Below are 25,036 nucleotides of genomic sequence, written 5' to 3'. Positions count from 1 at the left end.
GGCAGGGTGCCGGCTGACACCGGACCGGGAGAGAGACATGCAGTATCAGACCGTCACCTTTGACATCACCGCCGATCTGGCGGTGCTGTCGCTGAACCGTCCCGACAAGATGAATGCGCTGAACGCGCAGATGCGGGCCGAGATCACCCATGCGGTCGGCGTGGCGGCGCAAGAGGCACGTGCGCTTGTGCTGACCGGCACCGGCCGGGCGTTTTGCACCGGGCAGGATCTGGGGGATGCCGAGGGCGGCGTGATGGATCTGGAACGTCTTCTGCGCGAGGAATATGGCCCGATGCTGACCGCGATCGCAGATTGTCCGATCCCGACCCTGTCGGCGGTCAACGGGCCGGCAGCAGGCGCCGGCGCCAATCTGGCGCTGGCCGCCGATGTGGTGATCGCCACCGAAAGCGCCTATTTCCTGCAAGCCTTCACCCGGATCGGGTTGATCCCGGATGCCGGCGGCACCTATACGCTGCCGCGCCAGATCGGCATGGCCCGCGCCATGGGCGCGGCGCTGTTCGCCGACCGGATCAGCGCCCGTCAGGCGCAGGATTGGGGCATGATCTGGGAGGCGGTGGCGGATGACGCCTTCGAGGCCCATTGGCGGGCGCGGGCGGCCTATTTGGCGAGCGGCCCCACCAAGGCCTTTGCCGGGGTGAAGACTGCCCTGCGCGCCAGTCTGGGCCATGGGCTCGAACAGCAGCTCGACCTCGAGGCGAAGCTGCAGGGGGAGTGTGGCCGCAGCCGCGATTTCGAAGAGGGTGTGATGGCCTTCCTGCAGAAGCGCCCGGCCGAGTTCGAGGGGCGCTGAGCGGGCAGTCGATGGCGGGGACGCGGCTTTGCCCTCTGGGGCCTGACATCTGGCTGGCCGATGGTCCTGACGTCACGGTGCTGGGCTTTCGCTACCCGACCCGGATGGCGGTGATCCGGCTGGGCTCGGGCGGCTTGCTGGTCTGGTCGCCGGTGACGCTCGATCCGGCCGTGCGGGCCGAACTGGCGGAACTGGGGCCGGTGGCGCATATCGTGGCGCCCAACGCCCTTCATCACCTGTCGGTTCTTCAGTGGCATCGGGCCTTTGCGCAGGCGCGGCTCTATGCGGCGCCGGGCCTGCCCGAGAAGCGCCGCGACATCCCCTTTGATCGCACCCTGGGCGAGGCTCCGGATCCGGCCTGGGCGGAGGAGCTTGATCAGGTGTTGATTCGGGGCAATCTGATCACCACCGAGGCGGTGTTCCTGCATCGGGCCAGCGGCACGGTGCTGTTCACCGATCTGCTGCAGGGCTTTCCGCCGGATTGGTTCACCGGCTGGCGCCGGGCGGTGGCGCGGCTTGACGGCATGGTCGGGGCGGAGCCGGCGGTGCCGCGCAAGTTCCGCCTAGCGTTTCAGGATCGCAAGATTGCGCGGGTGGGGGTGGCGCGGGTGCTGGGCTGGCCGGTGCAGCGGCTGGTCATGGCCCATGGTCCGGTGGTGACCGAGGACGCAGCAGGCGTTCTTGTCCGGGCCTTCGGCTGGCTCGGGCGCTGATCGGGCCGCTTGACGCCGCCCGATCCGTCAGGGCGAGGATCAGCCGCGCCGGCGGCGGCGGGTTTCGCGGCGGGGGGCACCATCGTCACCGCCGGTGCCGTCAGAGGCCGAACTGAACGGGCCGAGCGCCTGGGTGATCTGTTCCAGTGTCGGCCGGTCGTCGCGCGGCCGGCTGTCGAGCGCCTCGCGCATGTGGCGCAGATGCTCGGGCGTGGTGCCGCAGCAGCCGCCGATGATACGGGCGCCGGCATCGCGGGCCATGGCGGCATAATCTCCCATCAGCTCGGGGGTTCCGTCATAATGGATGTGGCCGTCGTGATATTTCGGAATGCCGGCATTGCCCTTGCAGATGATCGGCAGCTCCGCCCCCTGGGCGACGAAGCCCAGAACCGTGCGCAGGATATCCGAGGCGCCGGTGCCGCAATTGGCGCCGAAGGCCAGGGGCGGCGGCGTCAGATCGGTGACCAACCGCACCAGATCGGCCGAGGTCACCCCCATCATTGTGCGCCCGGCGGTGTCGAAGCTCATGGTACCGCACCAGGGCAGGCCGGTCAGCGCGAAGGCCTCGGCGGCGGCGAGGAATTCCTCGGGCGCGCTGATGGTCTCGACCCAGAGCACATCGGCGCCGCCGGCCTTAAGCGCATCGGCCTGTTCGTGGAACATCTCCACCGCCAGCGTATGGGACAGCGGACCCACCGGCTCCATGATCTCACCGGTGGGGCCGACGGATCCTGCGACGATGACCTTCTTGTCGGCCCTGTCGGCCACGTTGCGGGCCAGTTCGGCGCCGACGCGGTTCAGCTCGGCCACCCGTTTCTGCGCCTGGTGCAGCTTGAGGCGCGCGGCATTGCCGCCGAAGGTATTAGTCAGGAACAGATCGCTGCCCGCATCGACCGAGCCCTGATAGAGCGCGGTGATCTTGTCCGGCTCATCGGTGTTCCACAGCTCGGGCGCGTCACCTGATTGCAGCCCCATGTTGAAAAGATTGGTGCCGGTGGCGCCATCGGCAAGGATCACCTCGTTGAGGGCGAGCATTTGGGACAGGGCGTCAGTCATGGAAAGCTCCTTTGCAGGGGGCGGATACGACAACGCCCCGCCGAGAATCGACGGGGCGCCGGGACGAATTGGGACGCGCGGCGCCCGATTTCCGGGCTGTCAGCCTTCGGCTTCGCCCATAATCTGGGCTTTGGCTTCGTCCAGCAGTTCGGCCATCTTGGCGCGGACTTCCTCGGCGCTGGACTTGTCGCCCAGATCGGCAGCGACCTTGCGCACGACATCTTCATGCCCGGCCTCTTCGAAATCGGCCTTTACCACCGACGCCGCATAAGAGGCGGCATCGTCGCCGGTCTTGCCCATCAGCGCCGCGGCCCAGAGACCCAGCAGCTTGTTGCAACGGGCCTGCGCCTTGAATTGGAGTTCCTCGTCATGAGCAAACTTGGCCTCGAAGGCGTTTTCGCGATCGTCGAAAGTGGTCATGGGTCTGCTTCCCTAGAAAAGACTGTTTCTTCCCGTATGCCGCTCCGCGCGCGCAAGGGCAAGAGGAACCCGCGCGGCTTGCGACACAGGGGAGCTTGTACTATGTGGGCCCCAGGCGCGGGGACTCATCCCCGTCGCACAGCCGAAAGGTATGCTATGGCCCGCCGCAAGAAGATTTACGAAGGCAAGGCGAAGATCCTGTACGAAGGCCCCGAGCCTGGCACGATTGTGCAGTATTTCAAGGATGACGCCACCGCTTTCAACGCGCAGAAGAAAGACGTGATCGAAGGCAAGGGGGTTCTGAACAACCGCCTGAGCGAATTCTTCATGTTGGGCCTGTCGCAGATCGGCGTGCCGACTCACTTCATTCGCCGCCTGAACATGCGTGAACAGCTGGTGCGCAGCTGCGAGATCATCCCGCTCGAGGTGATCGTGCGCAATTTCGCCGCAGGGTCGCTGTCGAAGCGTCTGGGCATCGAAGAGGGCACCCAGCTTCCGCGTCCGATCGTGGAATATTGCTACAAGGACGACGCGCTCGGCGACCCGCTGGTTACCGAAGAGCATATCGCCGCCTTTGGCTGGGCCAGCCAGCAGGACATGGATGATGTGCTGTCCCTGGCTCTGCGGGTGAATGATTTCCTCTCTGGCGTGATGCTGGCGGTCGGGATCAAGCTGATCGACTTCAAGATCGAGATCGGCCGTGTCTATGATGGCGACTTCCAGCGCCTTGTCGTCGCTGATGAAATCAGCCCCGATAGCTGCCGGTTGTGGGATATCGAGACCGGGCGCCATCTGGACAAGGATGTGTTCCGCCGCGATCTGGGCAGCCTGACCGATGCCTATTCCGAAGTCGCGCGGCGTCTTGGGGTTCTGCCGCAGACGGCACCGACCAAACCCACGCTGATCAACTGAGCCGGACGCCGCGCCCGGAGCCGGGCGTGGCGGACTGAATATTTGACCGAAGACACGGTCCGACGGGGCTGTGCTGAAACTGACCGGGGTGCAGGGATGAAAGCACGTGTGCATGTGATGCTGAAGAACGGGGTGCTCGATCCGCAGGGCGAAGCGGTGCGCCACGCACTCGGCGCCATGGGATTCGACAGCGTCGAAGGCGTGCGGCAGGGCAAGGTGATCGACCTGGACCTGGCCGAGGGCACCACCAAGGACCAGGTTGCCGAGATGTGCGAGAAGCTTCTCGCCAATACGGTGATCGAAAGCTACGAGATCGAGCTGGGCTGAGACCGCTGGCCGCGCTGGTCGCGGCCCGGACTCATCTCGTTCCGTCTGGGGCCTGTGTCTGAACAGAACCTCCTCGCGCCGCCGGTCGTTTTGCCGGGCGGCGCGGTGTCATTAGAGTATGCGAGCTGAAGGAGCCCAGCCATGCGTGCAGCCGTCATCACCTTTCCCGGGTCTAACGCCGACCGCGATCTGGCCGTTGCCTTCGAACAGGCCGGTTTCGATGTGACAATGGTCTGGCACAAGGACAGCGATCTGCCGTCCGGCGTCGATATCGTCGGCGTGCCCGGCGGATTTTCCTTCGGCGATTATCTGCGCTGCGGTGCCATCGCGGCGCAATCGCACATCACCGCGGCGATGATCGCCCATGCGGAACGCGGCGGCTATGTCCTGGGTATCTGCAACGGTTTTCAGATTCTTACCGAAACCGGGGTGCTGCCCGGCGCACTGCTGCGCAATGCCGGGTTGAAGTTCATCAGCAAGCCCTGCGGTCTGAAGGTCACCACCACCGACAGCGCCTTCACCGGCGGTTATGAGGCGGGGCAGGAGATCTCGATCCCCGTCGCCCATCACGACGGAAATTATTTCGCTGATGCCGACACGCTCAAGGCGCTTGAGGATCAGGACCGGATCGCCTTCACCTATACCGAGAATCCGAACGGGTCCGCCGGGGATATCGCTGGGATCCTGTCCGAGAACCGCCGGGTGCTGGGAATGATGCCGCACCCCGAGCGCGCCTGCGATACCGGCCATGGCGGCAGCGACGGGACGGCGCTCTTCCGCGCATTGTCCGGGGTTCTGACTCCGGCGTGACTTGAGCCTGCGGCGGCGGGGCATTAATTTCCCCGCATGACCACGACCGATCAACCGCGCCCCAAACGGCCCCGTGCAACCGCCATAAGCTGGCGGGTGCGCGTGGCGCTGCTGGTGTTGCTGACGGCGGCCATCGCGACGATTTGGACGACGAACCGGCTGCTGACCGACCGGTTCACCGAAAGTACCCGCTATCGGGCCGAACTGCGGTTGGCGCTCTACAGTGGCAACCTGCTGAGCGAGTTGCGCCGTAATGCCATCGTGCCGCAATTGCTGTCGCGCGACCCGACGCTGATCGCCGCACTGCAATCCAAGGACTACAGCCATTCGACCCAGCGGCTGATCTCCTTCGTGGAGGAGATCGGGGCGGCCTCTCTGTTGCTGCTGGATCAGGACGGGCGAGTGGTGGCCGCGACCGACCGCAACCGTTTGGGCCAGTTGCGCCGGCAAGAGGCCTATTTCGTAGACGCCATCCGCGCCAATGCCACCGTTTTTTCAGTGATCCCGCGCGAAACCGGGGGCTACGCCTTTACCTATTCGCGGCGGATTTCCGACAGCGCCGGCATTCTGGGCGTGATCGTCGTCGAGGTCGATCTGGCCAAATTCGAACGCGCCTGGGCGGGAATTTCCGATGCGGTTCTGGTCAGCGACAGCTCTGGCGCCATCGTGCTGGCCACCGAGCCGCGCTGGCGCGGGCTGAGCGAGGAGGAAGCGCTGCAGCGGCAGACGCCGCAGGGCGCGATCCAGCGCGCCATCCGGATGACGGCCGATTGGACCGCCTTGCCGATTGACGCCTATCTTCAGGGCGAGGCGGTGATGCGGATGGAAACCCGCATCCCGTTCCGCGGCTGGCGTATCGCCTCTTTCACCACCTATACCTCGATCCGGGAGAAGGTGAATGCGGTGCTGGCGCTGGAGATCATGGGATTCGCCATCCTGCTGGCCGCCGCCTTCTATGTGCTCAGCCGTAAGACGGCGCTGAGGATGGCGCTGTTCCAGCGCGAGTCGGCAGAGCTTCGCGCATTGAATTTGCGGCTGCAGCGGGAAATCGCCGAGCGCGAACGGGTGCAGGAAAACCTTGCCGTTGCCGAACAGACGCTGGCGCAAAGTTCGAAACTCGCCGCTCTGGGCGAGATGTCGGCCGCCGTCAGCCATGAACTGAACCAGCCGCTGGCGGCGATGAAGACCTATCTGGCTGGGGCGCGTTTGCTGCTGCGTCGGAACCGACCGGAGGAGGCACTGTCCAGCTTCGGGCGGATCGACGATCTGCTCGAGCGGATGGGGGCGATCACCCGGCAGCTCAAATCCTATGCCCGCAAGGGCAGCGAGGCCCTGTCTCCGGTCAATCTGGGCGACGCGCTGCTGTCGTCGCTGGCGATGATGGAGCCGCAGCTCAGGCAGCGGCATGTGAGGATCACCAAGATCCTGCCCGAACAGCCGGTGCTTGTCATGGGCGACCGGATGCGGATCGAACAGGTGATGATCAACCTCTTGCGCAATGCGCTCGATGCTACCAAGTCGGTGAACGACCCCGAGATCGAGATCATCCTCGCCGCCGGAGAGACCGCCACGCTGACCGTGCGCGACAATGGCTTGGGGATCGAGGATTTCGACGCGTTGTTCGAGCCCTTCTACACCACCAAACAGCCCGGCGACGGGGTGGGGCTCGGCCTCGCCATCTCGTCGGGGATCGTCAACGATCTCGGCGGCCGCCTGACGGCGCGCAACGGCCAGAAGGGGGGCGCGGTCTTCGAGATGCAGCTTCCCATCCTGGACGAGAGCATCGAGGCGGCGGAATAACAAGAAAGGAACACCTATGGCACAGGCGATGAAAATTGCCATCGTGGACGATGAGCAGGACATGCGGCAATCGATCAGCCAGTGGCTGGCGCTGTCGGGATATGATACCGAAACCTTCGCCCGCGCCGAGGATGCGCTGAAGGTGCTGGGGCCGGATTACCCCGGGATCGTGATTTCCGACATCAAGATGCCGGGTATGGACGGGATGCAGTTCCTGAAAAAGCTGATGGGCAGCGACAGCGCCCTGCCGGTGATCATGATCACCGGTCACGGCGATGTGCCGATGGCGGTCGAGGCGATGCGGATCGGCGCTTTCGACTTTCTGGAAAAGCCGTTCAACCCGGACCGGATGTCGGAACTGGCCAAACGCGCCGCCAACGCCCGCCGGCTGACGCTGGACAACCGCGCGCTGAGGAAGGAGCTGAGCGACGGCACCCAGCTGATGAAGAAGCTGATCGGATCGTCACCGGTGATGGAACGGCTGAAGGAGGATATCCTCGATCTGAGCCAGGCCGACGGTCACGTGCTGATCGAGGGAGAGACTGGCACCGGCAAGACGCTGGTGGCCCATGCGCTGCATGCCGCCGGCAGCCGGGCAGGGAAGAAATTCGTTCTGGTCTCCTGCGCCGCGCTGGAGGAGGACGCGCTGTCGAAACGTCTGTTCGGGCCGATGATGCCGGAAGATTCGCAACTGCCCGCCATCGAGGAAGCCCGCGGCGGCACCCTGGTGCTGGAGGACATCGACGCGCTGAGCGATGCGCTGCAAGCGCGCCTGCTGAGCGCGATCAACGAACAGGGCACCCCGGCGGAAACCCGGATCATCGCGATCTCGAACATTCAGGAGGCCGGCAAGACCTGCGAGGACGTGCTGCGCCCGGATCTGTTCTACCGGCTGGCGGCGCTCAGGATCATGGTGCCGCCGCTTCGGCAGCGGGGCGAGGATATCCTGACGCTGTTCACCCGTCTGACCGAACAGTTCTCCGAGGAATACGGCTGCGATGCCCCCAAGGTCAGCGCCCAGGAGGCGGCTCAGCTGTTGCAGGCGCCCTGGCCGGGCAATGTGCGTCAACTGATCAATGTCGCCGAACGCGCGGTGCTGCAATCGCGGCGCGGCTCGGGCACCATTGCGTCGCTCTTGATGTCCGATCACGAGGAAATGCAGCCGGTGATGACCACCGAAGGCAAACCGCTGAAGGAATATGTCGAAGCATTTGAGCGGATGCTGATCGACAATACCATGCGCCGGCACAAGGGCTCGATCGCCTCGGTGATGGACGAACTGTGTCTGCCGCGCCGCACGCTGAATGAAAAAATGGCGAAATACGGGCTGCAGCGATCGGATTACCTTTGATCCGCAAATCACCTGCTGCACGTGGCTTTTCGCTGTGACGCTGCGGGGTGGGCGGGCGCGGAAACGGCTTTCGCGCCCGTTTTATGTCAGCCGGCGGGAATTCCGTGGCTGGCTTGCAACAAGCCCATTGTATTTTCCCGGTTGCTCCCCTTATGGTGTGGAAACGGGCCTAGGCATATTAAGCCGCCCGGGTTTTGGAGAGATTCGCTGTTCCAGTCTTGACCGGCCAGAAGCCGGAAGTCCGGACAGACCGATAGCGCCCCTCTGGGGTAATATATTGCCCTTGCCGGACCACGGTGGGGTGAAAAAACGGGCAGGGAACGGGGTGCACCCGACCTGTCGGAGAAGAACCGCGATGACGCGCGCGCGAGCATGGAACAGACAGGTTTCGGGGCCGTTCGACGGACCCGGCCGCGCGCCGTCTATCATCGCCCAGACAAGACACCCCCTCAGATGCGCGCGTCCGCCCGGACGGGCGCCAGACGGCTGGTGCAACAAGGACATATGGCAAAGAAAATGCTCATTGACGCCACCCACGCGGAAGAGACCCGCGTTGTGGTGGTCGACGGCAACAAGGTCGAGGAATTTGACTTTGAATCCGAAAACAAGCGGCAGCTCGCCGGCAACATCTATCTCGCAAAAGTAACGCGGGTCGAACCTTCGCTGCAGGCGGCTTTCGTCGATTATGGCGGTAACCGGCACGGCTTTTTGGCCTTTTCCGAGATTCATCCGGACTATTATCAGATCCCGGTGGCCGACCGCGAAGCTCTGATGGCCGAGGAACAGGCCTATGCGGATGCGATGCGCGCCCGCGACGAGGATGATGAGAAGGGCTCCAAGAGCTCGAAGAGCCGGAGCAAGTCCTCCCGCTCGAAGTCCAAGACCAAGGCCGAGGACCTGAAATCTGCTGACGTGGTCGAGACCAAGGAGGTCGAGACCGAAATCAGCGGCATGGAGACGATTGATTTTTCCGAGCCCGAAGAGGGTGCGGAAGAGGTCTTCGCCTCGCCCGAGGGCAGCGATCCGCTTGAAGGCAGCTCGCCGATGGAGCGGGTGGCCGAGACGCCGGTCGAGGAACCGGACGGCAACGGCGATGACGAGACCGCCGCGGATGCGGGGGCACCCGAAGACGCGCCGGCGGAAGTGTCTCCCGTCGAGGAGACCCCTGCCGACGAGGAGACCGCCGAAGACGACGGCAACGAGACCGCCAAGGGCCGTTCCGATGCTGCCTCGAAGGACGACAGTATCGAATCCGTCGCCGATGACGACGATCACGAGGATATCCGCCCGCCGCGCAAACCGCGCCCGCGTCGGTATAAAATCCAGGAAGTGATCAAGGTCCGGCAGATCCTGCTGGTTCAGGTCGTAAAGGAAGAACGCGGCAACAAGGGCGCTGCACTGACCACCTACCTGTCGCTGGCCGGCCGCTATTGCGTGCTGATGCCCAACACTGCGCGCGGCGGCGGCATCAGCCGCAAGATTACCAATGCCACCGACCGCAAGAAGCTGAAGGAAATCGCTGCCGACATCGACGTGCCGAAGGGCGCGGGGCTGATCATCCGCACCGCCGGAGCCAAACGCACCAAGGCCGAGATCAAGCGCGATTACGAATATCTGCAACGGCTGTGGGAACAGATCCGCGCCCTGACCCTTCAATCCATCGCACCGGTCAAGATCTACGAGGAAGGCGATCTGATCAAACGGTCGATCCGCGACCTTTACAACCGCGAGATCGACGAGGTTCTGGTGGAGGGCGACCGCGGCTATCGCATCGCCAAGGACTTCATGAAGATGATCATGCCGTCCCACGCCAAGAACGTGAAGCAGTATAACGAACAGATGCCGCTGTTCGCCCGCTATCAGGTCGAAAGCTATCTCAGCTCGATGTTCAACCCGGTGGTGCAGCTGAAATCCGGCGGCTATCTGGTGATCGGCGTGACCGAGGCGCTGGTGGCGATCGACGTCAACTCTGGTCGGGCCACCAAGGAAGGCTCGATCGAGGAGACCGCGCTCAAGACCAACCTGGAGGCCGCCGAGGAGGTGGCCCGCCAATTGCGTCTGCGCGACCTCGCCGGGTTGATCGTCATCGACTTCATCGACATGGACGAGCGCAAGAACAACGCCGCCGTCGAGAAGAAGCTGAAGGACAAGCTCAAGACCGACCGCGCCCGGATCCAGGTCGGCCGCATCTCGGGCTTCGGCCTTCTCGAGATGTCGCGCCAGCGCCTGCGCCCGGGCATGATCGAGGCCACGACCCAGCCGTGCCCGCATTGCCACGGCACGGGCCTGATCCGCTCGGACGACAACCTGGCGCTGAACATCCTGCGTCAGATCGAAGAGGAAGGCGTGCGCCGTCGCTCGCGCGAGGTGCTGGTGAAAGTGCCGGTGGGCATCGCCAACTTCCTGATGAACCAGAAGCGCGAACATGTGGCGCAGATCGAGGCCCGCTATGGCCTGTCGGTACGGATCGAGGGCGACGGCCATCTGATCAGCCCCGATTTCTCGATCGAGAAGTTCAAGACCGCATCGCGGGTGGTGCCCGAACCGGTGGCGCCTGTGGTGTCGGTCGATACCTCGCTGATGGATCAGATCGACAGTGACGCCGCCGAGGCCGAGGACGAGGAGGAGAGCCTCGAGATCTCCTCCACGACCCCGACCGATGGCGAAGAGGGCAGCAAGTCCAAGCGCAAGCGTCGGCGTCGGCGTCGGCGGCCGTCTTCTGCGAAGTCCGAGACCGATCAGGTCCAGGATGGGGACAGCGACGACAATGGTGCCGAGGCGGCAACCGAGACGGCAGAGCCCGCCAGCGCTGCTGAGGCCCCTGCCGACCTGCAGACCGAGGAGGTCGCGCCGGTGACGGATGCGACCGAGGCGGCCGAAGCGGAAGCGGCTCCGGCGGCTGAGAAGCCGAAATCGAGCCGCAGCCGGTCGCGGTCGCGCAGCCGGTCGAGCGCGAAGAAGAAGGCGGAGGAGGCTGCGCCCGCCGAGACCGAGGCTGAGGCGCCGGCAGATGTCGAACCTGCTCAGGTCGAACCCGCTGCCGCCGCCGAAGAGACGACTGTTTCCGAGACTGCGGGCACAGAGGAGGTCATCCCGACCGCGGCCCCGGAAACCGGCAGCGCAAGCGCGGAAGAGGCCCCCGTCGAGGCCCCGGCAGAGGCTGCCGCCTTCGCCGAGCCTGAAGCTGTGCCAGAAGCTGCACCCGAGGTTGAGCCGGCCGAGCCGGTGGCGGATGAGGCGATCCTGATGCAGGACGCCGCCGCCCCCGAGGAGAGCTTCGCTCCTGCGGAACCGGTCGAGCCGGAAGCCGAGCCCGAGCCGAAAGTCGAGCCCGAGGCGGAACCGATGATGGAAACGACCGAGGCCGCCCCGGCGGAAGAACTGGCGGAAGAACAGCCGATGGAGGACCAGTCCGACAAGCCCAAGCGGCGTGGTTGGTGGTCGCTCGGCGGCAACTGATCCTGGATTGGGGCCCCGGACCGAAAGGTCCGGGGTCTTTTCCTTGGCGCCGCGGCCGCGCAATGGCTCATGATCAATGGCTCTGGGGTCTTTTTCTGGCTGAAAATATCCCGGGGGAGGTGCCGCAGGCAGCGGGGGCAGCGCCCCCATTGCGCGGACGACACGCAGGGCTGTCTCAGGCCGTCTTGCGGATCAGATAGGCCTGATGCCCGTCATCGTCCGTGCATCCCAGAAACTCATGCCCAGATTGGGTGCAGAAATGCGGCACGTCGATCACTGCCGCCGGATCGCTGGCCAACAGCCGCAGCACCGCCCCGGGCGCCAGCGCCTGCAATCGCTTGCGGGCGCGCAGGACGGGCAGGGGACATAACAGTCCCACGGCATCTACCGTCGCGGCGATCTCGATCTGCGCGTTGCCGTCATCCATGCCCCAGCGATAGGGCAGCTTGGCCTGCCTGTCCATGTCCGATGCGCCAGGCCACCTGCTCCGGGCGCGGGCTCTGACATTTGCGCGATGCGACGCCAAGGCCCCGTGACCGGTGCGCCCCGATCGCCTATGTCTGGCTCATGTTCGGAATCGATATCATCGACGCAGGGCTGATCCCTGCCATGGTCGTGGCGCTGGCCGCCGGCATCGTCAGCTTTCTATCGCCCTGCGTGCTGCCCATCGTGCCGCCCTATCTGGCCTATATGAGCGGTGTTTCGGTCACCGAACTGAGCCAGGGGCAGGCGGCGCGCAACAAGGCGCTGCTGCCGGCGCTGTTCTTCGTGCTGGGCCTCTCCACCGTCTTTCTGTTCCTCGGTTTCACCGCCTCGGCGATCGGCACGCTGTTTCTGCAATATCAGTCGGTCTTCAACACGGTCGCGGGCATTCTGGTGATGATCTTCGGGGCGCATTTCATCGGGATTTACCGCATCGGCTTTCTCGATCGCGAGGCGCGGATCGATGTCGGCGATCGCGGCGGCAGTGCGCTTGGCGCCTATGTGCTGGGGCTCGCCTTCGCCTTCGGCTGGACGCCCTGCATTGGCCCGCAGCTGGGCGCCATCCTGTCGCTTGCCGCTTCCGAGGCCTCGGTCGCGCGGGGCACGGCGCTGTTGGCGGTCTATGCGCTCGGGCTCGGGATTCCCTTCCTGCTGGTCGCGGCTTTCCTGCCACGTCTCACCGGGCTGATGGGCTGGATGAAACGCCACATGGAACGGATCGAACGGATCATGGGGCTCTTGTTGTGGACCATCGGCCTGTTGATGCTGACCGGGGGCTTTTCCACCTTCTCCTACTGGCTGCTGGAAACCTTCCCCGGCCTCGCGCTGCTGGGCTGAGACTGCCGCGGCCGGGTCTTACTCTTGCCCCAAAACGCGGTTAACCTCTGCTGAAGTCAGACGAGGGTGGCATGCGCGGCGAACAGGACGAACAGGGGCATGGAGGGCGTCGGGTGCACCGGCGGCGGGTGTTCTATATTCCCGGCTACGACCCGATCCATCCCCGCCGTTATCGCGAGCTCTACCGCAAGGAAGGCGCCACCCAGGCCGCGATCTCGGGCTATGAGATCACGCTGAAACCCAAGGCCTCCGGCGGCCCCTACGGCTGGCATGTCGATGCCCGGATCGACGGCGCCGAGGTCGCCGCCGAGGTCGAGGTCATGGTCTGGTCGGATATCGTGCGTGACAGCATGTCGAATTCGATCGCCGCGACCTATCTGCAATTGCTGCAAACCGCCTGGGCCTATATCGCCAGCGGCGCGCTCTGGCGGTTGATGCGGCTGCGCAAGGGGCCGGTGATCGCCGCGCTCTACCCGGTGGGGATGTTGCTGGGCCAGGCGCTGGTGGCGGTGCTGCTGGTCTGGGGGCTGGCACGTTTCGGCGCAGCACTGATCCCCTTCGGCGGCTGGATCGGCGCGGCGCTTGGCGCGGCCCTGGGCGTTGCGCTTCTGCGCTGGTTCAAGGGCAAGGACGGCAAGTTTTTCGCCTATTACCTGATGCATGATTACGCCTATTCGGCCCGTCACCGGGGCGCCAACCCGCCCGAGCTCGAGGCACGGATGGCGGAGTTCGCCACCCGCATCGCCGAGGCGCTGCACAGCGATGTCGATGAGGTTCTGGTGGTCGGCCATTCGTCTGGCGCGCATCTGGGCGTCTCGATCCTGGCCGATCTGATCCGGCAGGGCCGGGTGCCGGCGACCGGGCCGGCGCTGGGGTTCCTGAGCCTGGGGCAGGTGGTGCCGATGGTGTCCTTCCTGCCGCACGCCTGGCGGCTCCGCGCCGATCTGGCCTATCTTTCGGCGCGCAAGGAGCTGGCCTGGGTCGATGTCTCCGCCCCCGGTGACGGCTGCGCCTTCGCGCTCTGCGATCCGGTGGGGGTCAGCGGCGTTTCGCCCGCCGATAAGCGCTGGCCGCTGGTCGTCTCGGCCGCCTTTACCCAAACCCTGAGCCCCGCGCGCTGGAAGGCGCTGCGCTGGCGCTTCTTCCGGCTGCATTTCCAGTATCTCTGCGCCTTCGACCGTCCGGGAGATTACGATTACTTCCGCATCACCGCCGGGCCCTTGACGCTCGCAGATCGTTATCGTGACCGGGTGCCGTCGAAATCCCTTATCGACCGGGCTGTATCGAAATACACGAGCGTCGCGCCATGACCGAGCTGCCGCCGAAACCACCGTCGCGGCCCGATCGCGTCACGCTCTGGCGTTATCTGCGGTTGTTCAAGGCCGATATCCTCTCGGCCCAGCCGGCGCGGCTCTATCGGGCCTGGATGGCCGAGTTTCGCACGCCCTTCTTCCGCTCCTTCCTGCTGAACCAGCCCGATCTGGTGAAGACCGTGCTGAAGGAGCGGCCGGACGATTTCCCCAAGTCCGAGCGGATCGGCGAGGGGCTGAGGCCGCTTCTGGGCCAGTCGGTGTTCCTGACCAATGGCGCGGTCTGGAAACGCCAACGCCGCATCATCGACCCGGCCTTCGAGGGCGGCCGCCTGAAGGATACCTTTCCGGCGATGTGGGCGGCGGGAGAGGCCGCCGTGGAGCGGCTGGAGCGTCAGGTGGACCGTGCCGATGGAAAGCCGATCGAGGTGGAAGAGGTGACCAGCCATGCCGCCGCCGATGTGATCTTTCGCACGCTGTTCTCGATCCCCATCGAGCATGAGGTCGCGGCAGAGGTCTTTGCCCGGTTCCGCGCCTATCAGCGCGCTCAGCCGATCCTGAACCTCGCGGCCTTCGTGCCGCTGCCGCGTTGGGTGCCGCGGGTCTATCCCAAGGGGACCCGAGCCAATGCCAGGACCATTCGGGACCTGATCCGTCGGCTGACGGCGGAGCGGATGGCAGAGATCGGAGCCGGCACCGCGCCGGACGATCTGGCGACCAAGATCATGACCACCCGCGACCCGGTGACTGGGGAGGGTTTTGAAACCGAGGAGATGGTGGATCAGGTGGCGATCTTCTTCCTGGCGGGGCACGAGACCAGCGCCTCCGCTCTGGCCTGGACGCTCTATCTGATGGCGATGTTCCCCGACTGGCAGGAGCGGCTGGCCGAGGAGGCCAAAGGGCTTGAGCCTGAGTTCGCCGCCGTCTCGAGGTTGCGCCTCAGTCGCGATGTGTTCCGCGAGGCGCTGCGGCTCTATCCGCCGGTGCCGATGATGGTACGCGAGGCGAGCGGTCCCGAGCGGTTCCGCGATCGCGATGTGCCGAAGGGCTCGCAACTGGTGCTGAGCCCCTGGCATTTGCATCGCCATGAACGGCTCTGGGACAATCCCGATGGTTTCGATCCGACGCGGTGGCAGACCGAGAACGGCAAGCAGTGTCAACGCGAGGCCTATATTCCGTTCTCAGCCGGTCCCCGGGTTTGCACCGGCGCGGGCTTTGCCATGGTCGAGGGGCCGCTGCTGCTGTCGATGATGCTACGACGGTTTCGAGTCGAGCGGATGGAGGGGCGTGAGCCGGTGCCGGTGGCGCATCTGACGGTGCGGGCGAAGGATGGCATTTGGCTGAAGATCAGCCGGCGGGATTAAGGCCAAGAAAATTCGAATTTTCCTGGCAAATTTCTTCGAGGAAATATGCCTTCAGCGAATGACGCGCACCGGCTCTTGATTGCAGAAGATGACGATCTGGCCGCCGTTTTCCACCGCATGGAACCCGCGCCTGGCCAGTTCCGTCTCGAACTGCGTCCGACGGACCAGCCGCTCGACGTCGCGGGTCTGACGGCGGATCACCCAGCCTTCGCAAGCGGCGCGGGAACTGAAGAGTTGGTATAGCCATCTCTCTGGGCTGAGGCCGGGCGAAAGCTGGGTCATGCCAGCAGCATCGCCCGTCTTGCTTAACGCGACCTTAGTCGGCGCAGCACGAACAACCGAATGGCCGAGGCGAGCCCGGTGTCCATCCCCCGGTCGGCGTCGATTTCAGCGGCCAGATCGTTGATCGCGCGGTTTTCTGCTGCGGCGATTTCGCGGAAGGCGGACCAGAATTCATCTTCGAGCGACACACTGGTCCGGTGCCCGCGCAGAGTGAGGGAGCGTTTCTTCGGTCGGCTCATTCGTCGCGCTCATGCCCATCGAGATCACGCGCGGCTTTCTCGGCACGGGTGCGCTCCAGGGTCTTCTCGGCCTTGCTGCGGCCGAATTTCACGGCGTTCTGGTCGGCGCGGGCCTTTTGATCGGCCCGCGCCTTGTCCTTGCGATACCGGTTCAGATTGACCGGCTTGCCCATCAGTCCTTGGGACCGATCATCTCTTCGGGACGCACCACCGCGTCGAAGGTGGCCTCATCCACGAAGCCGAGGGCGATCGCCTCTTCCTTCAGCGTGGTGCCGTTCTTATGCGCGGTCTTGGCGACCTTGGTGGCATTGTCATAGCCGATGGTGGGGGCCAGCGCGGTGACCAGCATCAGGCTTTCCTTCATCAGCTTGTCGATGCGCGGCTCGTTGGCCTTGATGCCGTTCAGCATCCGCAGGGTGAAGCTGTCGGCCACATCGCCCAAAAGCTGGATCGACTGCAGCAGGTTGTAAGCCATCATCGGGTTATAGACGTTCAGTTCGAAATGCCCTTGGCTGCCGGCGAATTTCATCGCCGCATCGTTGCCCATGATATGGGCGGCCACCTGGGTCATCGCCTCGGCCTGGGTCGGGTTGACCTTGCCCGGCATGATCGAGGAACCGGGTTCGTTCTCCGGCAGGATCAGCTCGCCCAGACCCGAACGCGGGCCAGAACCCAGGAAGCGGATGTCGTTGGCGATCTTGTAGCAGGAGCCGGCCACGGTGGCGATGGCGCCCGACATGAAGACCATGGCATCATGGGCGGCCAGCGCCTCGAACTTGTTGGGGGCGGTGACGAAGGGCAGGCCGGTGATCTCGGCCATATTGGCGGCGACGGTTTCGCCCCAGCCTGTCTTGGTGTTCAGCCCGGTGCCCACGGCGGTGCCGCCCTGCGCCAGCTCGTAGATGCCCGGCAGTGCCGCCTTGATGCGACCGATGCCCTGGCGGATCTGATGGGCATAGCCCGAGAATTCCTGACCCAGGGTCAGCGGCGTCGCGTCCTGGGTGTGGGTGCGGCCGATCTTGATGATGTCCTTGAACTCTTCCGACTTGGCCTCAAGCCCGGCCAGCAGCTTTTCCAGACCCGGCAGCAGCACGTCGCGCACCGACATGGCGGTGGCGATATGCATCGCGGTCGGGAAAGTGTCGTTCGACGACTGGCCCATGTTGCAGTGATCGTTGGGGTGCACCGGGTCTTTCGAGCCGATCACGCCGCCCAGGATTTCGATCGCACGGTTGGCGATGACCTCATTGGCGTTCATGTTCGACTGGGTGCCCGACCCGGTCTGCCAGACCACCAGCGGGAAGTTATCATCGAACTTTCCGGCGACCACTTCGCTTGCCGCCTGGATGACGGCATCGGCGATCTTCGCGTCCAGCTTGCCGCTGGCCTTGTTGGCCATGGCGCAGGCCTGTTTGATCACGCCGAGCGCGCGCACGATGGCGACGGGCTGTTTTTCCCAGCCGATCGGAAAGTTCATCAGCGAGCGCTGAGTCTGCGCGCCCCAATATTTGTCGGAAGGAACTTCGAGCGGGCCGAAGCTGTCGGTTTCGGTACGGGTTTGGGACATCTGTGCACTCCGTCTCGTAGGCAATGTCTGTATGCGGCTGTATGCCGTCTAGCCCCGGCGGGCCCGGGGTTCAATCGGCCAGTTGCGCGCAGCATAATTTCTTCCGCAGGCGGGTGCCAGCGCCGATCGAACAGGCAAATTTGCACGGGGCGGCAATATCAACGATTGTTCCTGCACGCCCACTGTGGGTAGAGTTATTTGCGCGCAGGGCGTTGGCGCAGTGGCGTGAGCGTCGCCAGCGGCGAGTGATCGCGATGGGGAAGCAGGCAATCATAAGGGGAACGAGATGCGCATGACCTCTCTAAGGATGCCGGCAGTCTGGGCTGGGGTTCTGGCGTTTTGCCTGACCTGTGTCTTCGCGGTGATGGTCCGCGCCGAAGAGCCTAATCCGATCATGCCTTTTGTTGGTGATTATGTCGGGTCCGCCGATGTTCTGGGCGCGGATGGTGAGCGTATTCGGCGTGACATGAACGTCAACATCAGCGCCGTGGATGACGGGTTCACGGTGCAATGGACCTCGATCACCCACAAACCGGATGGGCGGCTAAAGGAAAAATCCTATTCCATCGACTTCAGGCCTTCGGAGCGGGAAGGGATCTATTCGGCGGCGATGCGGCGCAATGTCTTCGGCCATGAGGTCCAGCTTGACCCGATGAAGGGAGAGCCCTTCGTCTGGGGCCGGATTCATGACCAGACGCTGACGGTCTATTCGCTCTTTGTCGACGAGCAGGGCGGTTATGAATTGCAGCAGTTCGACCGGACGCTGACGCAGGGCGGGCTGTTGTTGCAGTTCACCAACCTGCGCAATGGCGACAAGCATCGCTCGGTGGCTACTTTCCTGAACCGGGAATGACCTGAACCGGGAACGATGCCAGCACCACAGGCGCGACAGAGATCACCGGCACCGCGACCGGGGGTTGCTGGCTCGATCACGCTCTAGCCCCAGCCGGGCCAAGCGTGATGTTGTCAGGCGTTATTTTCTGAAACTGTCCAGAGACACCACATCGGCGTCGGCGCGCCGGGGCGTCTCGGCGGTCTCGTCCGTGGCATCCTGATCGGGGCTGCTGTCCTTGGGCGGGGTCGGCTCGTCGTCCTCGTCGTCGTCTTCGGCGGCTTCGAAGCGCAAGCCGAATTCCACCGACGGATCGACGAAGGTCTTGATCGCATCATAGGGGATGTAGATCGGCTCGGGCGAGTCGCCGAAATTCAGCGTGACCGAGAACCCGTCATCGCCGACCTCGAGATTCTCGTACCAGTGCTGCATCACCACGGTCATCTCATGCGGATAGCGTTCGGCCAGCCAATCAGCGATGCGGACATCGGGGTGGGTGGTGTCGAATGTGATGAAGAAATGATGTGCCCCGGGCAGCCCCTGGGCCTGCACATCCTTGAGAACGGTCCGGATCAGACCGCGCATCGCCTGATGCATCAGGTTTCCGTAATCAATATTCCGCGCCATTGCAGCACTCCATCCGTCGCGCGCTCAGCATAGGGGATTCGAAAAGAAACGAAAGACCTCAGACACATCGACCGCAAGATTAACCGGACCGTGGTTCTGCTTCTGGCGCTGCTCGGGACGATCTTGAAGAGTCCGGGGCAACCGGCGACCGCCGCGGCTGTTTCATCTCGGTCAGGGCTGGCCGCCGGTGGGTTCGAGGCTCACACCCAGTCGAGTTTGTGCCCGGTCAGAAAGATGCTGAGTGAATCCTGCGGAACAAGCCCAAGCTGTTCGAAAAAGGCAAGGTAATCAAAGTGGTTGTAAGCTTCGACCATCTTGTCGCCCTGGTATCGCAACATCACCTGACCAGAGACTTCGATCGGGGCGCCATTGTCTGCGCGCGATGTCTTGAAGCGCATCATAACCGCCAACCAGTCGTCCTGTTCGACGGTTTTCAGGATCTCAGGGGTGATTGGGCCGACATGGCTGCGCAGGACGCTTACCAGTTCATAAAAATCGTCGGGGCCCATTAGCAGTTCGGGAACGACGCCGCTTGTCACAGCGTCAGGGGCGAACATCTGGTGGATCGCCTCGAGGTTGCCCTTGTGCCAAACCTCCTCGCACCACCATCGAAACATCTCAATCTTGGACATGGACGACTCCCAGCTTTTATGATCGCAGCATTACGCCAATCCCTCAACAAAAACTGAACGACTTTTATGGAACTGGGAGGAAACTGGGGAAAGTGCAGGTTTCTGTTGCCAGGTACCTGCGAACCCCGCCTTACGCTGCTAGGCGCAAGGGCTTAGATTTCGATAGTTCGAACTGCTTACGCAGCCAGAGCCATCGGAGCACGATTGTTGTTGGCAATTGTACTGTTTTCGCCGGTAACGGTGGCAGACCGCCGAGACAAAGCAAAACCCCTTTAGACGTTCGTCGATCCTGTTTCGGCCCCATGACCCGCCAACAACGGGTAATTTGGTGGAGCCGCCGGGTACCGCCCCCGGGTCCGATCCGCTTATTACGAGCGCGTTTATGTCCATAGTCCCCGAGGGGACGAGATGAATATAGGGGCAGGGCGCGGCGATTTGAAGGGGGAATCGGCAGCCGAAATCCGATGCGGATTTCGATCCGTTTTCCAGCGCGAAAAACGGCGATGCGGCAACGGCAAGGCGAGGTTCAGGTTTCCGCTTGGGCAATCAGGGATCAGATTAGCCGCCGGATCGGGGCGCGGTTGCAGAAGATCACCACCTGATCGCGATTCTCGATGGCGCGGAATCCCCGGCTTTTGAGCTTCTCCAGAAAACGCTCCATTCCGACATGACGCTCTATGTCACGCCGCTTGCGGCGGACCACCTGACCCTGCTGCACCGCCTTCGAGGCGAACAGGGCGCGCAGCCAGATCTCGGGCGACAGGAGGGAGCGGTCCTGAAACATGCGCCCAGCGTCGCGCCACGAGGTTAAGCCGCGGTTAATCGCGACCTTGTGCGCGACGCTCCATCACATCGCGGGCAAGCTGGCAGGTGTAGCTTTCCAGATCACTCAAAGCCGCCTCGGCGGCATCGGCCTGATGCGTCTCCAGTGCGTCGGCGATGCGGCTGTGCAGCGCCATGATGACGCCGCGAGACCGGGCGGTGAAGGTGATCATGTTCATCAGCGGTTGCATCGCCTCAACGGCGCCCGACAAGTGATAGGAAAGCACGGGGTTGCCCGCCGCATCCACCAGCGCCCGGTGAAATGCCACGTCAGAGGCGCAAAAGGCCTCGTCAGTCAGTCCGGGCTGGCCCTGGCGAAAGATCTCGGCCCGCATGCTGGCCAGGTGATCGGCGCTGCGGCGCGCTGCCGCGAAAGGGGCGCAGGCACGTTCCAGCGCGAAGCGCGCCTCGCAGGCGGTGTCGAAGCTGACCGCATTCATGCTCAGCAGCAGGGTCGAGGTGGTGATCTGCTGCGCATAGGCGTCCTCGAAGGACAGTCGGTTGACGAAGGCGCCACCAGTGGCGCCGCGCTGGGTGCGGATCAGCGATTGCGCCGCCAGCCGTTTCAGCGCCTCACGCACGGTGGGGCGCGAGACGTCGAACTGATCGGCCAGCTCGGCCTCGGACGGTAGCCGTTCGTCGACGATCAACGCGCCGCTGACGATGGCATCGCGGATCGCCGCAGCGATCTGCGCCGATAGATCGGTGGGTTTGCTGGGGTCGACTTTCATGATCGGGACCGTGCATTACACATTTGTGAGACTTAGGAAATTTTATTTGTCAGACATTTAAAAGTCTGACAAATAAATTGCAAGCGTCGAGTCGCCGAAGGAAAGTTCGGGCCATGCTGGCCGAGCGTCGCAAGGCGATGGCGGCCTGCGCCGGACTTTCAGGGGCGCACTTAGGGGGTGGCCGGGCGGATTTGCGCAAAAGCAAGCGGCGGCCCTGGGCCCTTGTGAAAAGCGGAAAGGAGAGAACTCATGACATTCAATGCACTCGTGGTCGAGAAGGACGAGGATAGCGGCAAGACCGTTGCCGCCGTCAAATCCATCGGGGTGGACGATCTGCCCGAGGCCGATGTTCTGGTCGCGGTCGATTATTCCACCGTGAATTACAAGGACGGGCTGTGCATCGGGCCGGGCGGCGGATTGGTGCGGAAATATCCGCATGTGCCGGGGATCGACTTTGCCGGCACCGTCGAAGACAGCGCCGATCCGCGTTATAAACCCGGCGACAAGGTGGTGCTGACCGGCTGGCGCGTGGGAGAGGCGCATTGGGGCGGCTATGCCCAGAAGGCCCGCGTCAAGGCAGACTGGCTGGTGCCGTTGCCCGAGGGGCTGAGCACGCGGGCGGCGATGGCGGTGGGCACTGCCGGGCTGACCGCGATGCTGGCGGTGATGGCGCTGGAAGATCACGGGCTGAAACCCGGGCATGGGCCGGTTCTGGTAACCGGGGCTGCCGGCGGGGTCGGCTCGGTCGCGACCGCAATTCTTGCCCATCTGGGGCACGAGGTGGCTGCAGTCACCGGCCGGCCGGAGCAGGCGGAGTATCTCAGGGGGCTGGGCGCCAGTCAGATCGTCCCGCGCGAAGAACTGTCCGAGGTAACCCGCAAGCCGCTGGAGAGCGAGCAATGGGCCGGCTGCGTCGATGCGGTGGCGGGCGTCATGCTGGGCCGGGTGCTGAAGCAGATGAAATATGGTGCCTCGGTCGCGGCGATCGGTCTGGCGGGGGGCGCTGCCATCGACGGCGCGCTGATCACGCCCTTCATCCTGCGCGGCGTCAACCTGCTGGGTATCGACAGCGTGATGCAGCCCTATGACAACCGTCTGCGCGCCTGGGAGCGGATCGCCCGCGATCTGCCGATGGACAAGCTGGAGACGATGGTGCAGCCGGCGGTGCTGGCCGATCTGCCGGCGCTGGGGGCGGCGATCCTCAAGGGCCAGGTCAAGGGCCGCGTTGTCGTCGATGTGAACGCCTGATCGGGGCCGGATTGCCCGCCCGATGTCGTAAGCCGCGGCCAAATGGTCGCGGCTTTTTTGCATTCCGGGGCAATTGCCTATAGTCTGAGCAAACGGACCGAGGCCGGCTGGCAGGCCCGGACCGGCACGTTCCGGGTATTTCTGCCGGTCTCCTTCTCTTGAAACTAATAATAAGCAAGGAGGCGACAGACCGTTGTTTTCGAAAATCATGATGCCTGTGGATCTTGCCCATCTGGCTTCCCTGAGACGGGCGCTGGATGTGGCCGCGGACCTCGGGGCCCATTACGGGGCCACAGTGGTCTATGCCGGGGTGACCGCCCAGACGCCTGGGGCGCTGGGACATAACCCGAAGGATTTCGCCGCGCGGCTCGACGCTTTCGTCGCGCAGGAGAGCCGCACCCACGGGATCGCCGCAGAGGCGCTGGCGCTGATCAGCCACGACCCTCGCATCGATCTGGACCGCACCCTGATCAAGGCGGTGGAAGACATCGGCGCCGATCTGGTGGTGATGGCCAGTCATATTCCCAATCTGACCGATTATATCTGGCCGTCGAACGGCGGAACGCTCGCGGCGCATGCGAAGACGTCGGTCATGGTCGTGCGCGGCTGAGCCGCGGGAAATTCCTTAACATTTGAGGAGGTCAGAAATGACCGACGAAACATCCAATCAGGGCATCCCCTTGCCTGAGGGCGACGCGCAGCTGATCGATACAGATTACGAAATCGGTCAGGACAATATTGAAACTCAGATCGGGCCCTTCGGCGTCGACATTCACAATCCCGTCTTTCTGATCTCGGGGTTGTGCGTTGTGGCATTCGTCTTCTTTACGCTGGCACTGCCCGACCAGGCAGATGCCGCCTTCGCCTGGCTTTTCTCCTTTGCCACCAAGACCTTTGACTGGTTCTTTCTGGGCACGGCCAATATCTTCGTGCTGTTCTGTCTGCTGCTGATCGTGACCCCGGTGGGCCGGGTGCGGCTGGGCGGGGCGGATGCGACCCCGGATTACAGCTATATCGGCTGGTTCTCCATGCTCTTTGCTGCCGGCATGGGCATCGGGCTGATGTTCTTCGGCGTGCTCGAGCCGGTCTATCACATGGCGGTGTCGCAGCCGTTGGGGGTGGCCTCTCCCTTTGCCGCCGATGGCAGCCTGATCCCCGAGAATGTCGAGGCCGCCAAGAAGATGGGGCTGGCCGCGACGATCTTTCACTGGGGCCTGCACCCTTGGGCGATCTATGCGGTGGTGGCGTTGGCGCTGGCGCTGTTCAGCTATAATAAGGGGCTGCCGCTGACCATCCGCTCGGCCTTTTACCCGATCCTGGGTGAACGGGTCTGGGGCTGGTGGGGCCATGTCATCGACGTTCTGGCGGTTTTCGCCACGCTGTTCGGTCTGGCGACCTCTCTGGGCTTCGGGGCGCAGCAGGCCAATGCCGGGCTGAACTATGTCTTTGGCGTGCCAGTGGGCGCGACCGCACAGGTGCTGCTGATCACCGGCATCACCTCGATCGCGCTGGTCTCGGTGCTGCGGGGGCTCGACGGTGGTGTCAAGGTCCTGTCCGAGATCAACATGGGGATCGCGGCACTCCTGTTGCTGTTCGTGCTCTTCGCCGGGCCGACACTGCTGATCCTGACCGATTTCGCCGAGGGGCTTGGCGCCTATCTGAAGGAAATCGTGCCGCTGTCGAACCCCTTCGGGCGCGAGGATACCGGTTTCGTGCAGGGCTGGACCTCGTTCTACTGGGCCTGGTGGATTTCCTGGTCGCCCTTCGTCGGCATGTTCATCGCCCGGGTCAGCCGTGGCCGCACGGTGCGCGAATTCATCATCTGCGTGCTGATCATTCCCAGCCTGGTCTGTGTGCTGTGGATGGCGGTCTTCGGCGGCGTCGCCATCGACCAGGTGCTCAGCGATCCGGCGACATCGGCGGTGAAGGCCAATGTGATCGACAGCTACAATCCGCCACTGTCGCTGTTCGCGATGCTCGAAGGGCTGCCGTTCTCGGCCATCACCTCGGTGATCGGGATCGTGCTGGTGATCGTCTTCTTCGTCACCTCGTCGGATTCCGGGTCGCTGGTGATCGACACCATCACCGCCGGCGGCAAGGTCGATGCCCCGGTGCCGCAGCGGGTGTTCTGGTGCGTTTTCGAAGGCGCGGTGGCCATCGTGCTGCTGTTGTCCGCGGGCGGGCTGTCCAGCCTCCAGTCGATGGTGATCTCTACGGGGCTGCCTTTCGCGCTGGTGCTTCTGGTCATGTGCTGGGCGATCTGGCGCGGGCTGCGGGACGAACAGTCCTGATCCGCGATCTCCTCGACCTCCCGGTCGGGGGTGGTGAAAAGGGCTCCGGAGTGCTTGCACCCCGGAGCCTTTTGCATTTCAGTGCCTGCGACTTGTCCGGGGAGTGAGAGAG

General features: G+C 63.9%; 26 protein-coding genes and 1 other RNA gene. 15 read left to right on the top strand and 12 right to left on the bottom strand.

Annotated elements, in window-relative coordinates; all coding sequences use genetic code 11:
* Positions 1 to 37 precede the first annotated feature (37 nt).
* Both G455_RS0113435 and G455_RS0113430 read left to right on the top strand, forming a co-directional pair.
* Positions 38 to 811, top strand: coding sequence for an enoyl-CoA hydratase-related protein (locus G455_RS0113435; protein WP_028094182.1), 774 nt, complete (start codon positions 38 to 40; stop codon positions 809 to 811).
* A gap of 11 nt (positions 812 to 822) precedes the next feature.
* Positions 823 to 1,524, top strand: a complete 702-nt coding sequence (locus G455_RS0113430) for a DUF4336 domain-containing protein (RefSeq protein ID WP_028094181.1) — start codon at positions 823 to 825, stop codon at positions 1,522 to 1,524.
* Between the two features lie 39 nt (positions 1,525 to 1,563).
* Here the strand turns inward: G455_RS0113430 and bmt are convergent, their stop codons facing one another.
* Entirely contained in the window at positions 1,564 to 2,580 is a 1,017-nt protein-coding gene (gene bmt, locus G455_RS0113425; protein ID WP_028094180.1) for a betaine--homocysteine S-methyltransferase, read from the bottom strand.
* A gap of 99 nt (positions 2,581 to 2,679) precedes the next feature.
* The gene (locus tag G455_RS0113420) at positions 2,680 to 3,000 is read right to left on the bottom strand and encodes a DUF1476 domain-containing protein (protein ID WP_028094179.1); all 321 of its coding nucleotides are present in this window, start codon (positions 2,998 to 3,000) and stop codon (positions 2,680 to 2,682) included.
* A 156-nt stretch (positions 3,001 to 3,156) separates the two neighbouring features.
* On the opposite strand from G455_RS0113420, the gene purC reads away from it, so the two are divergent.
* The 6 genes from purC (at position 3,157) to G455_RS0113390 (ending at position 11,659) form a co-directional block, all read left to right on the top strand.
* Entirely contained in the window at positions 3,157 to 3,912 is a 756-nt protein-coding gene (purC, locus tag G455_RS0113415) for a phosphoribosylaminoimidazolesuccinocarboxamide synthase (RefSeq protein ID WP_028094178.1), read from the top strand.
* Between the two features lie 96 nt (positions 3,913 to 4,008).
* Positions 4,009 to 4,239: a phosphoribosylformylglycinamidine synthase subunit PurS gene (gene purS, locus G455_RS0113410; RefSeq protein WP_028094177.1), complete on the top strand. Its 231-nt coding sequence runs from the start codon at positions 4,009 to 4,011 to the stop codon at positions 4,237 to 4,239.
* Positions 4,240 to 4,380: 141 nt separating this feature from the next.
* The gene (gene purQ, locus G455_RS0113405; RefSeq protein ID WP_028094176.1) at positions 4,381 to 5,049 is read left to right on the top strand and encodes a phosphoribosylformylglycinamidine synthase subunit PurQ; all 669 of its coding nucleotides are present in this window, start codon (positions 4,381 to 4,383) and stop codon (positions 5,047 to 5,049) included.
* Between the two features lie 36 nt (positions 5,050 to 5,085).
* Positions 5,086 to 6,849 carry a sensor histidine kinase gene (locus tag G455_RS0113400; RefSeq protein WP_028094175.1) on the top strand — a complete coding sequence of 588 codons (1,764 nt, stop codon included), beginning with the start codon at positions 5,086 to 5,088 and terminating at the stop codon, positions 6,847 to 6,849.
* A 16-nt stretch (positions 6,850 to 6,865) separates the two neighbouring features.
* Entirely contained in the window at positions 6,866 to 8,200 is a 1,335-nt protein-coding gene (locus tag G455_RS0113395; RefSeq protein WP_028094174.1) for a sigma-54-dependent transcriptional regulator, read from the top strand.
* A gap of 504 nt (positions 8,201 to 8,704) precedes the next feature.
* Positions 8,705 to 11,659, top strand: coding sequence for an Rne/Rng family ribonuclease (locus G455_RS0113390; RefSeq protein WP_028094173.1), 2,955 nt, complete (start codon positions 8,705 to 8,707; stop codon positions 11,657 to 11,659).
* Between the two features lie 175 nt (positions 11,660 to 11,834).
* Here G455_RS0113390 and G455_RS0113385 read toward each other — a convergent pair whose 3' ends face one another.
* A complete protein-coding gene (locus G455_RS0113385) occupies positions 11,835 to 12,086 on the bottom strand; it encodes a sulfurtransferase TusA family protein (protein ID WP_028094172.1) in 252 nt (83 codons plus the stop codon).
* A gap of 140 nt (positions 12,087 to 12,226) precedes the next feature.
* Here G455_RS0113385 and G455_RS0113380 point away from each other — a divergent pair, with 140 nt between their 5' ends.
* The 3 genes from G455_RS0113380 (at position 12,227) to G455_RS0113370 (ending at position 15,653) form a co-directional block, all read left to right on the top strand.
* Complete coding sequence (locus G455_RS0113380) at positions 12,227 to 12,979, top strand: cytochrome c biogenesis CcdA family protein (protein ID WP_028094171.1); 753 nt, start codon at positions 12,227 to 12,229, stop codon at positions 12,977 to 12,979.
* Between the two features lie 71 nt (positions 12,980 to 13,050).
* On the top strand, positions 13,051 to 14,289 hold the full coding sequence (locus G455_RS0113375; protein ID WP_051312484.1) for a hypothetical protein: 1,239 nt from the start codon (positions 13,051 to 13,053) through the stop codon (positions 14,287 to 14,289).
* Positions 14,286 to 15,653 carry a cytochrome P450 gene (locus G455_RS0113370; RefSeq protein ID WP_028094169.1) on the top strand — a complete coding sequence of 456 codons (1,368 nt, stop codon included), beginning with the start codon at positions 14,286 to 14,288 and terminating at the stop codon, positions 15,651 to 15,653. The genes G455_RS0113375 and G455_RS0113370 overlap by 4 nt, the downstream gene beginning before the upstream one ends.
* A gap of 51 nt (positions 15,654 to 15,704) precedes the next feature.
* Here the strand turns inward: G455_RS0113370 and G455_RS0113365 are convergent, their stop codons facing one another.
* The 4 genes from G455_RS0113365 to fumC are packed head-to-tail and all read right to left on the bottom strand — an operon-like array spanning position 15,705 to position 17,741.
* Positions 15,705 to 15,935, bottom strand: coding sequence for a hypothetical protein (locus tag G455_RS0113365; RefSeq protein ID WP_028094168.1), 231 nt, complete (start codon positions 15,933 to 15,935; stop codon positions 15,705 to 15,707).
* Between the two features lie 23 nt (positions 15,936 to 15,958).
* A complete protein-coding gene (locus G455_RS0113360) occupies positions 15,959 to 16,174 on the bottom strand; it encodes a ribbon-helix-helix domain-containing protein (RefSeq protein WP_028094167.1) in 216 nt (71 codons plus the stop codon).
* Entirely contained in the window at positions 16,171 to 16,347 is a 177-nt protein-coding gene (locus G455_RS0113355; protein WP_028094166.1) for a DUF4169 family protein, read from the bottom strand. Before G455_RS0113355 ends, G455_RS0113360 begins: the two co-directional genes overlap by 4 nt.
* Positions 16,347 to 17,741, bottom strand: a complete 1,395-nt coding sequence (gene fumC, locus G455_RS0113350; RefSeq protein ID WP_028094165.1) for a class II fumarate hydratase — start codon at positions 17,739 to 17,741, stop codon at positions 16,347 to 16,349. Before fumC ends, G455_RS0113355 begins: the two co-directional genes overlap by 1 nt.
* 286 nt (positions 17,742 to 18,027) lie before the next feature.
* On the opposite strand from fumC, the gene G455_RS0113345 reads away from it, so the two are divergent.
* A complete protein-coding gene (locus G455_RS0113345; RefSeq protein WP_028094164.1) occupies positions 18,028 to 18,594 on the top strand; it encodes a hypothetical protein in 567 nt (188 codons plus the stop codon).
* A 120-nt stretch (positions 18,595 to 18,714) separates the two neighbouring features.
* Here the strand turns inward: G455_RS0113345 and G455_RS0113340 are convergent, their stop codons facing one another.
* The 5 genes from G455_RS0113340 to G455_RS0113325 all read right to left on the bottom strand — a co-directional run bounded on the left by G455_RS0113340 (position 18,715) and on the right by G455_RS0113325 (position 21,385).
* Positions 18,715 to 19,200, bottom strand: a complete 486-nt coding sequence (locus tag G455_RS0113340; protein WP_028094163.1) for an SspB family protein — start codon at positions 19,198 to 19,200, stop codon at positions 18,715 to 18,717.
* Between the two features lie 200 nt (positions 19,201 to 19,400).
* Positions 19,401 to 19,832 carry an ester cyclase gene (locus G455_RS0113335; protein WP_028094162.1) on the bottom strand — a complete coding sequence of 144 codons (432 nt, stop codon included), beginning with the start codon at positions 19,830 to 19,832 and terminating at the stop codon, positions 19,401 to 19,403.
* 91 nt (positions 19,833 to 19,923) lie between these two features.
* Positions 19,924 to 20,276: a transfer-messenger RNA gene (ssrA, locus tag G455_RS26040) on the bottom strand.
* Positions 20,277 to 20,385: 109 nt separating this feature from the next.
* Positions 20,386 to 20,616 carry a hypothetical protein gene (locus G455_RS0113330; RefSeq protein WP_028094161.1) on the bottom strand — a complete coding sequence of 77 codons (231 nt, stop codon included), beginning with the start codon at positions 20,614 to 20,616 and terminating at the stop codon, positions 20,386 to 20,388.
* A 34-nt stretch (positions 20,617 to 20,650) separates the two neighbouring features.
* Positions 20,651 to 21,385, bottom strand: coding sequence for a FadR/GntR family transcriptional regulator (locus G455_RS0113325; RefSeq protein WP_028094160.1), 735 nt, complete (start codon positions 21,383 to 21,385; stop codon positions 20,651 to 20,653).
* A 249-nt stretch (positions 21,386 to 21,634) separates the two neighbouring features.
* Between G455_RS0113325 and acuI the strand changes: the two genes are divergently transcribed.
* The 3 genes from acuI to G455_RS0113305 all read left to right on the top strand — a co-directional run bounded on the left by acuI (position 21,635) and on the right by G455_RS0113305 (position 24,924).
* A complete protein-coding gene (gene acuI / locus G455_RS0113320; protein ID WP_028094159.1) occupies positions 21,635 to 22,633 on the top strand; it encodes an acryloyl-CoA reductase in 999 nt (332 codons plus the stop codon).
* 211 nt (positions 22,634 to 22,844) lie between these two features.
* Positions 22,845 to 23,243: a universal stress protein gene (locus G455_RS0113310; RefSeq protein ID WP_322786466.1), complete on the top strand. Its 399-nt coding sequence runs from the start codon at positions 22,845 to 22,847 to the stop codon at positions 23,241 to 23,243.
* Positions 23,244 to 23,280: 37 nt separating this feature from the next.
* Complete coding sequence (locus G455_RS0113305; protein ID WP_028094157.1) at positions 23,281 to 24,924, top strand: BCCT family transporter; 1,644 nt, start codon at positions 23,281 to 23,283, stop codon at positions 24,922 to 24,924.
* The last annotated feature ends 112 nt before the right edge of the window (positions 24,925 to 25,036 follow it).

Origin of the sequence: Pseudodonghicola xiamenensis DSM 18339, assembly GCF_000429365.1 — a bacterium.
GTDB classification, from domain to species: Bacteria; Pseudomonadota; Alphaproteobacteria; order Rhodobacterales; family Rhodobacteraceae; genus Pseudodonghicola; species Pseudodonghicola xiamenensis.
This window is presented reverse-complemented; position numbering and strand designations above follow the sequence as displayed.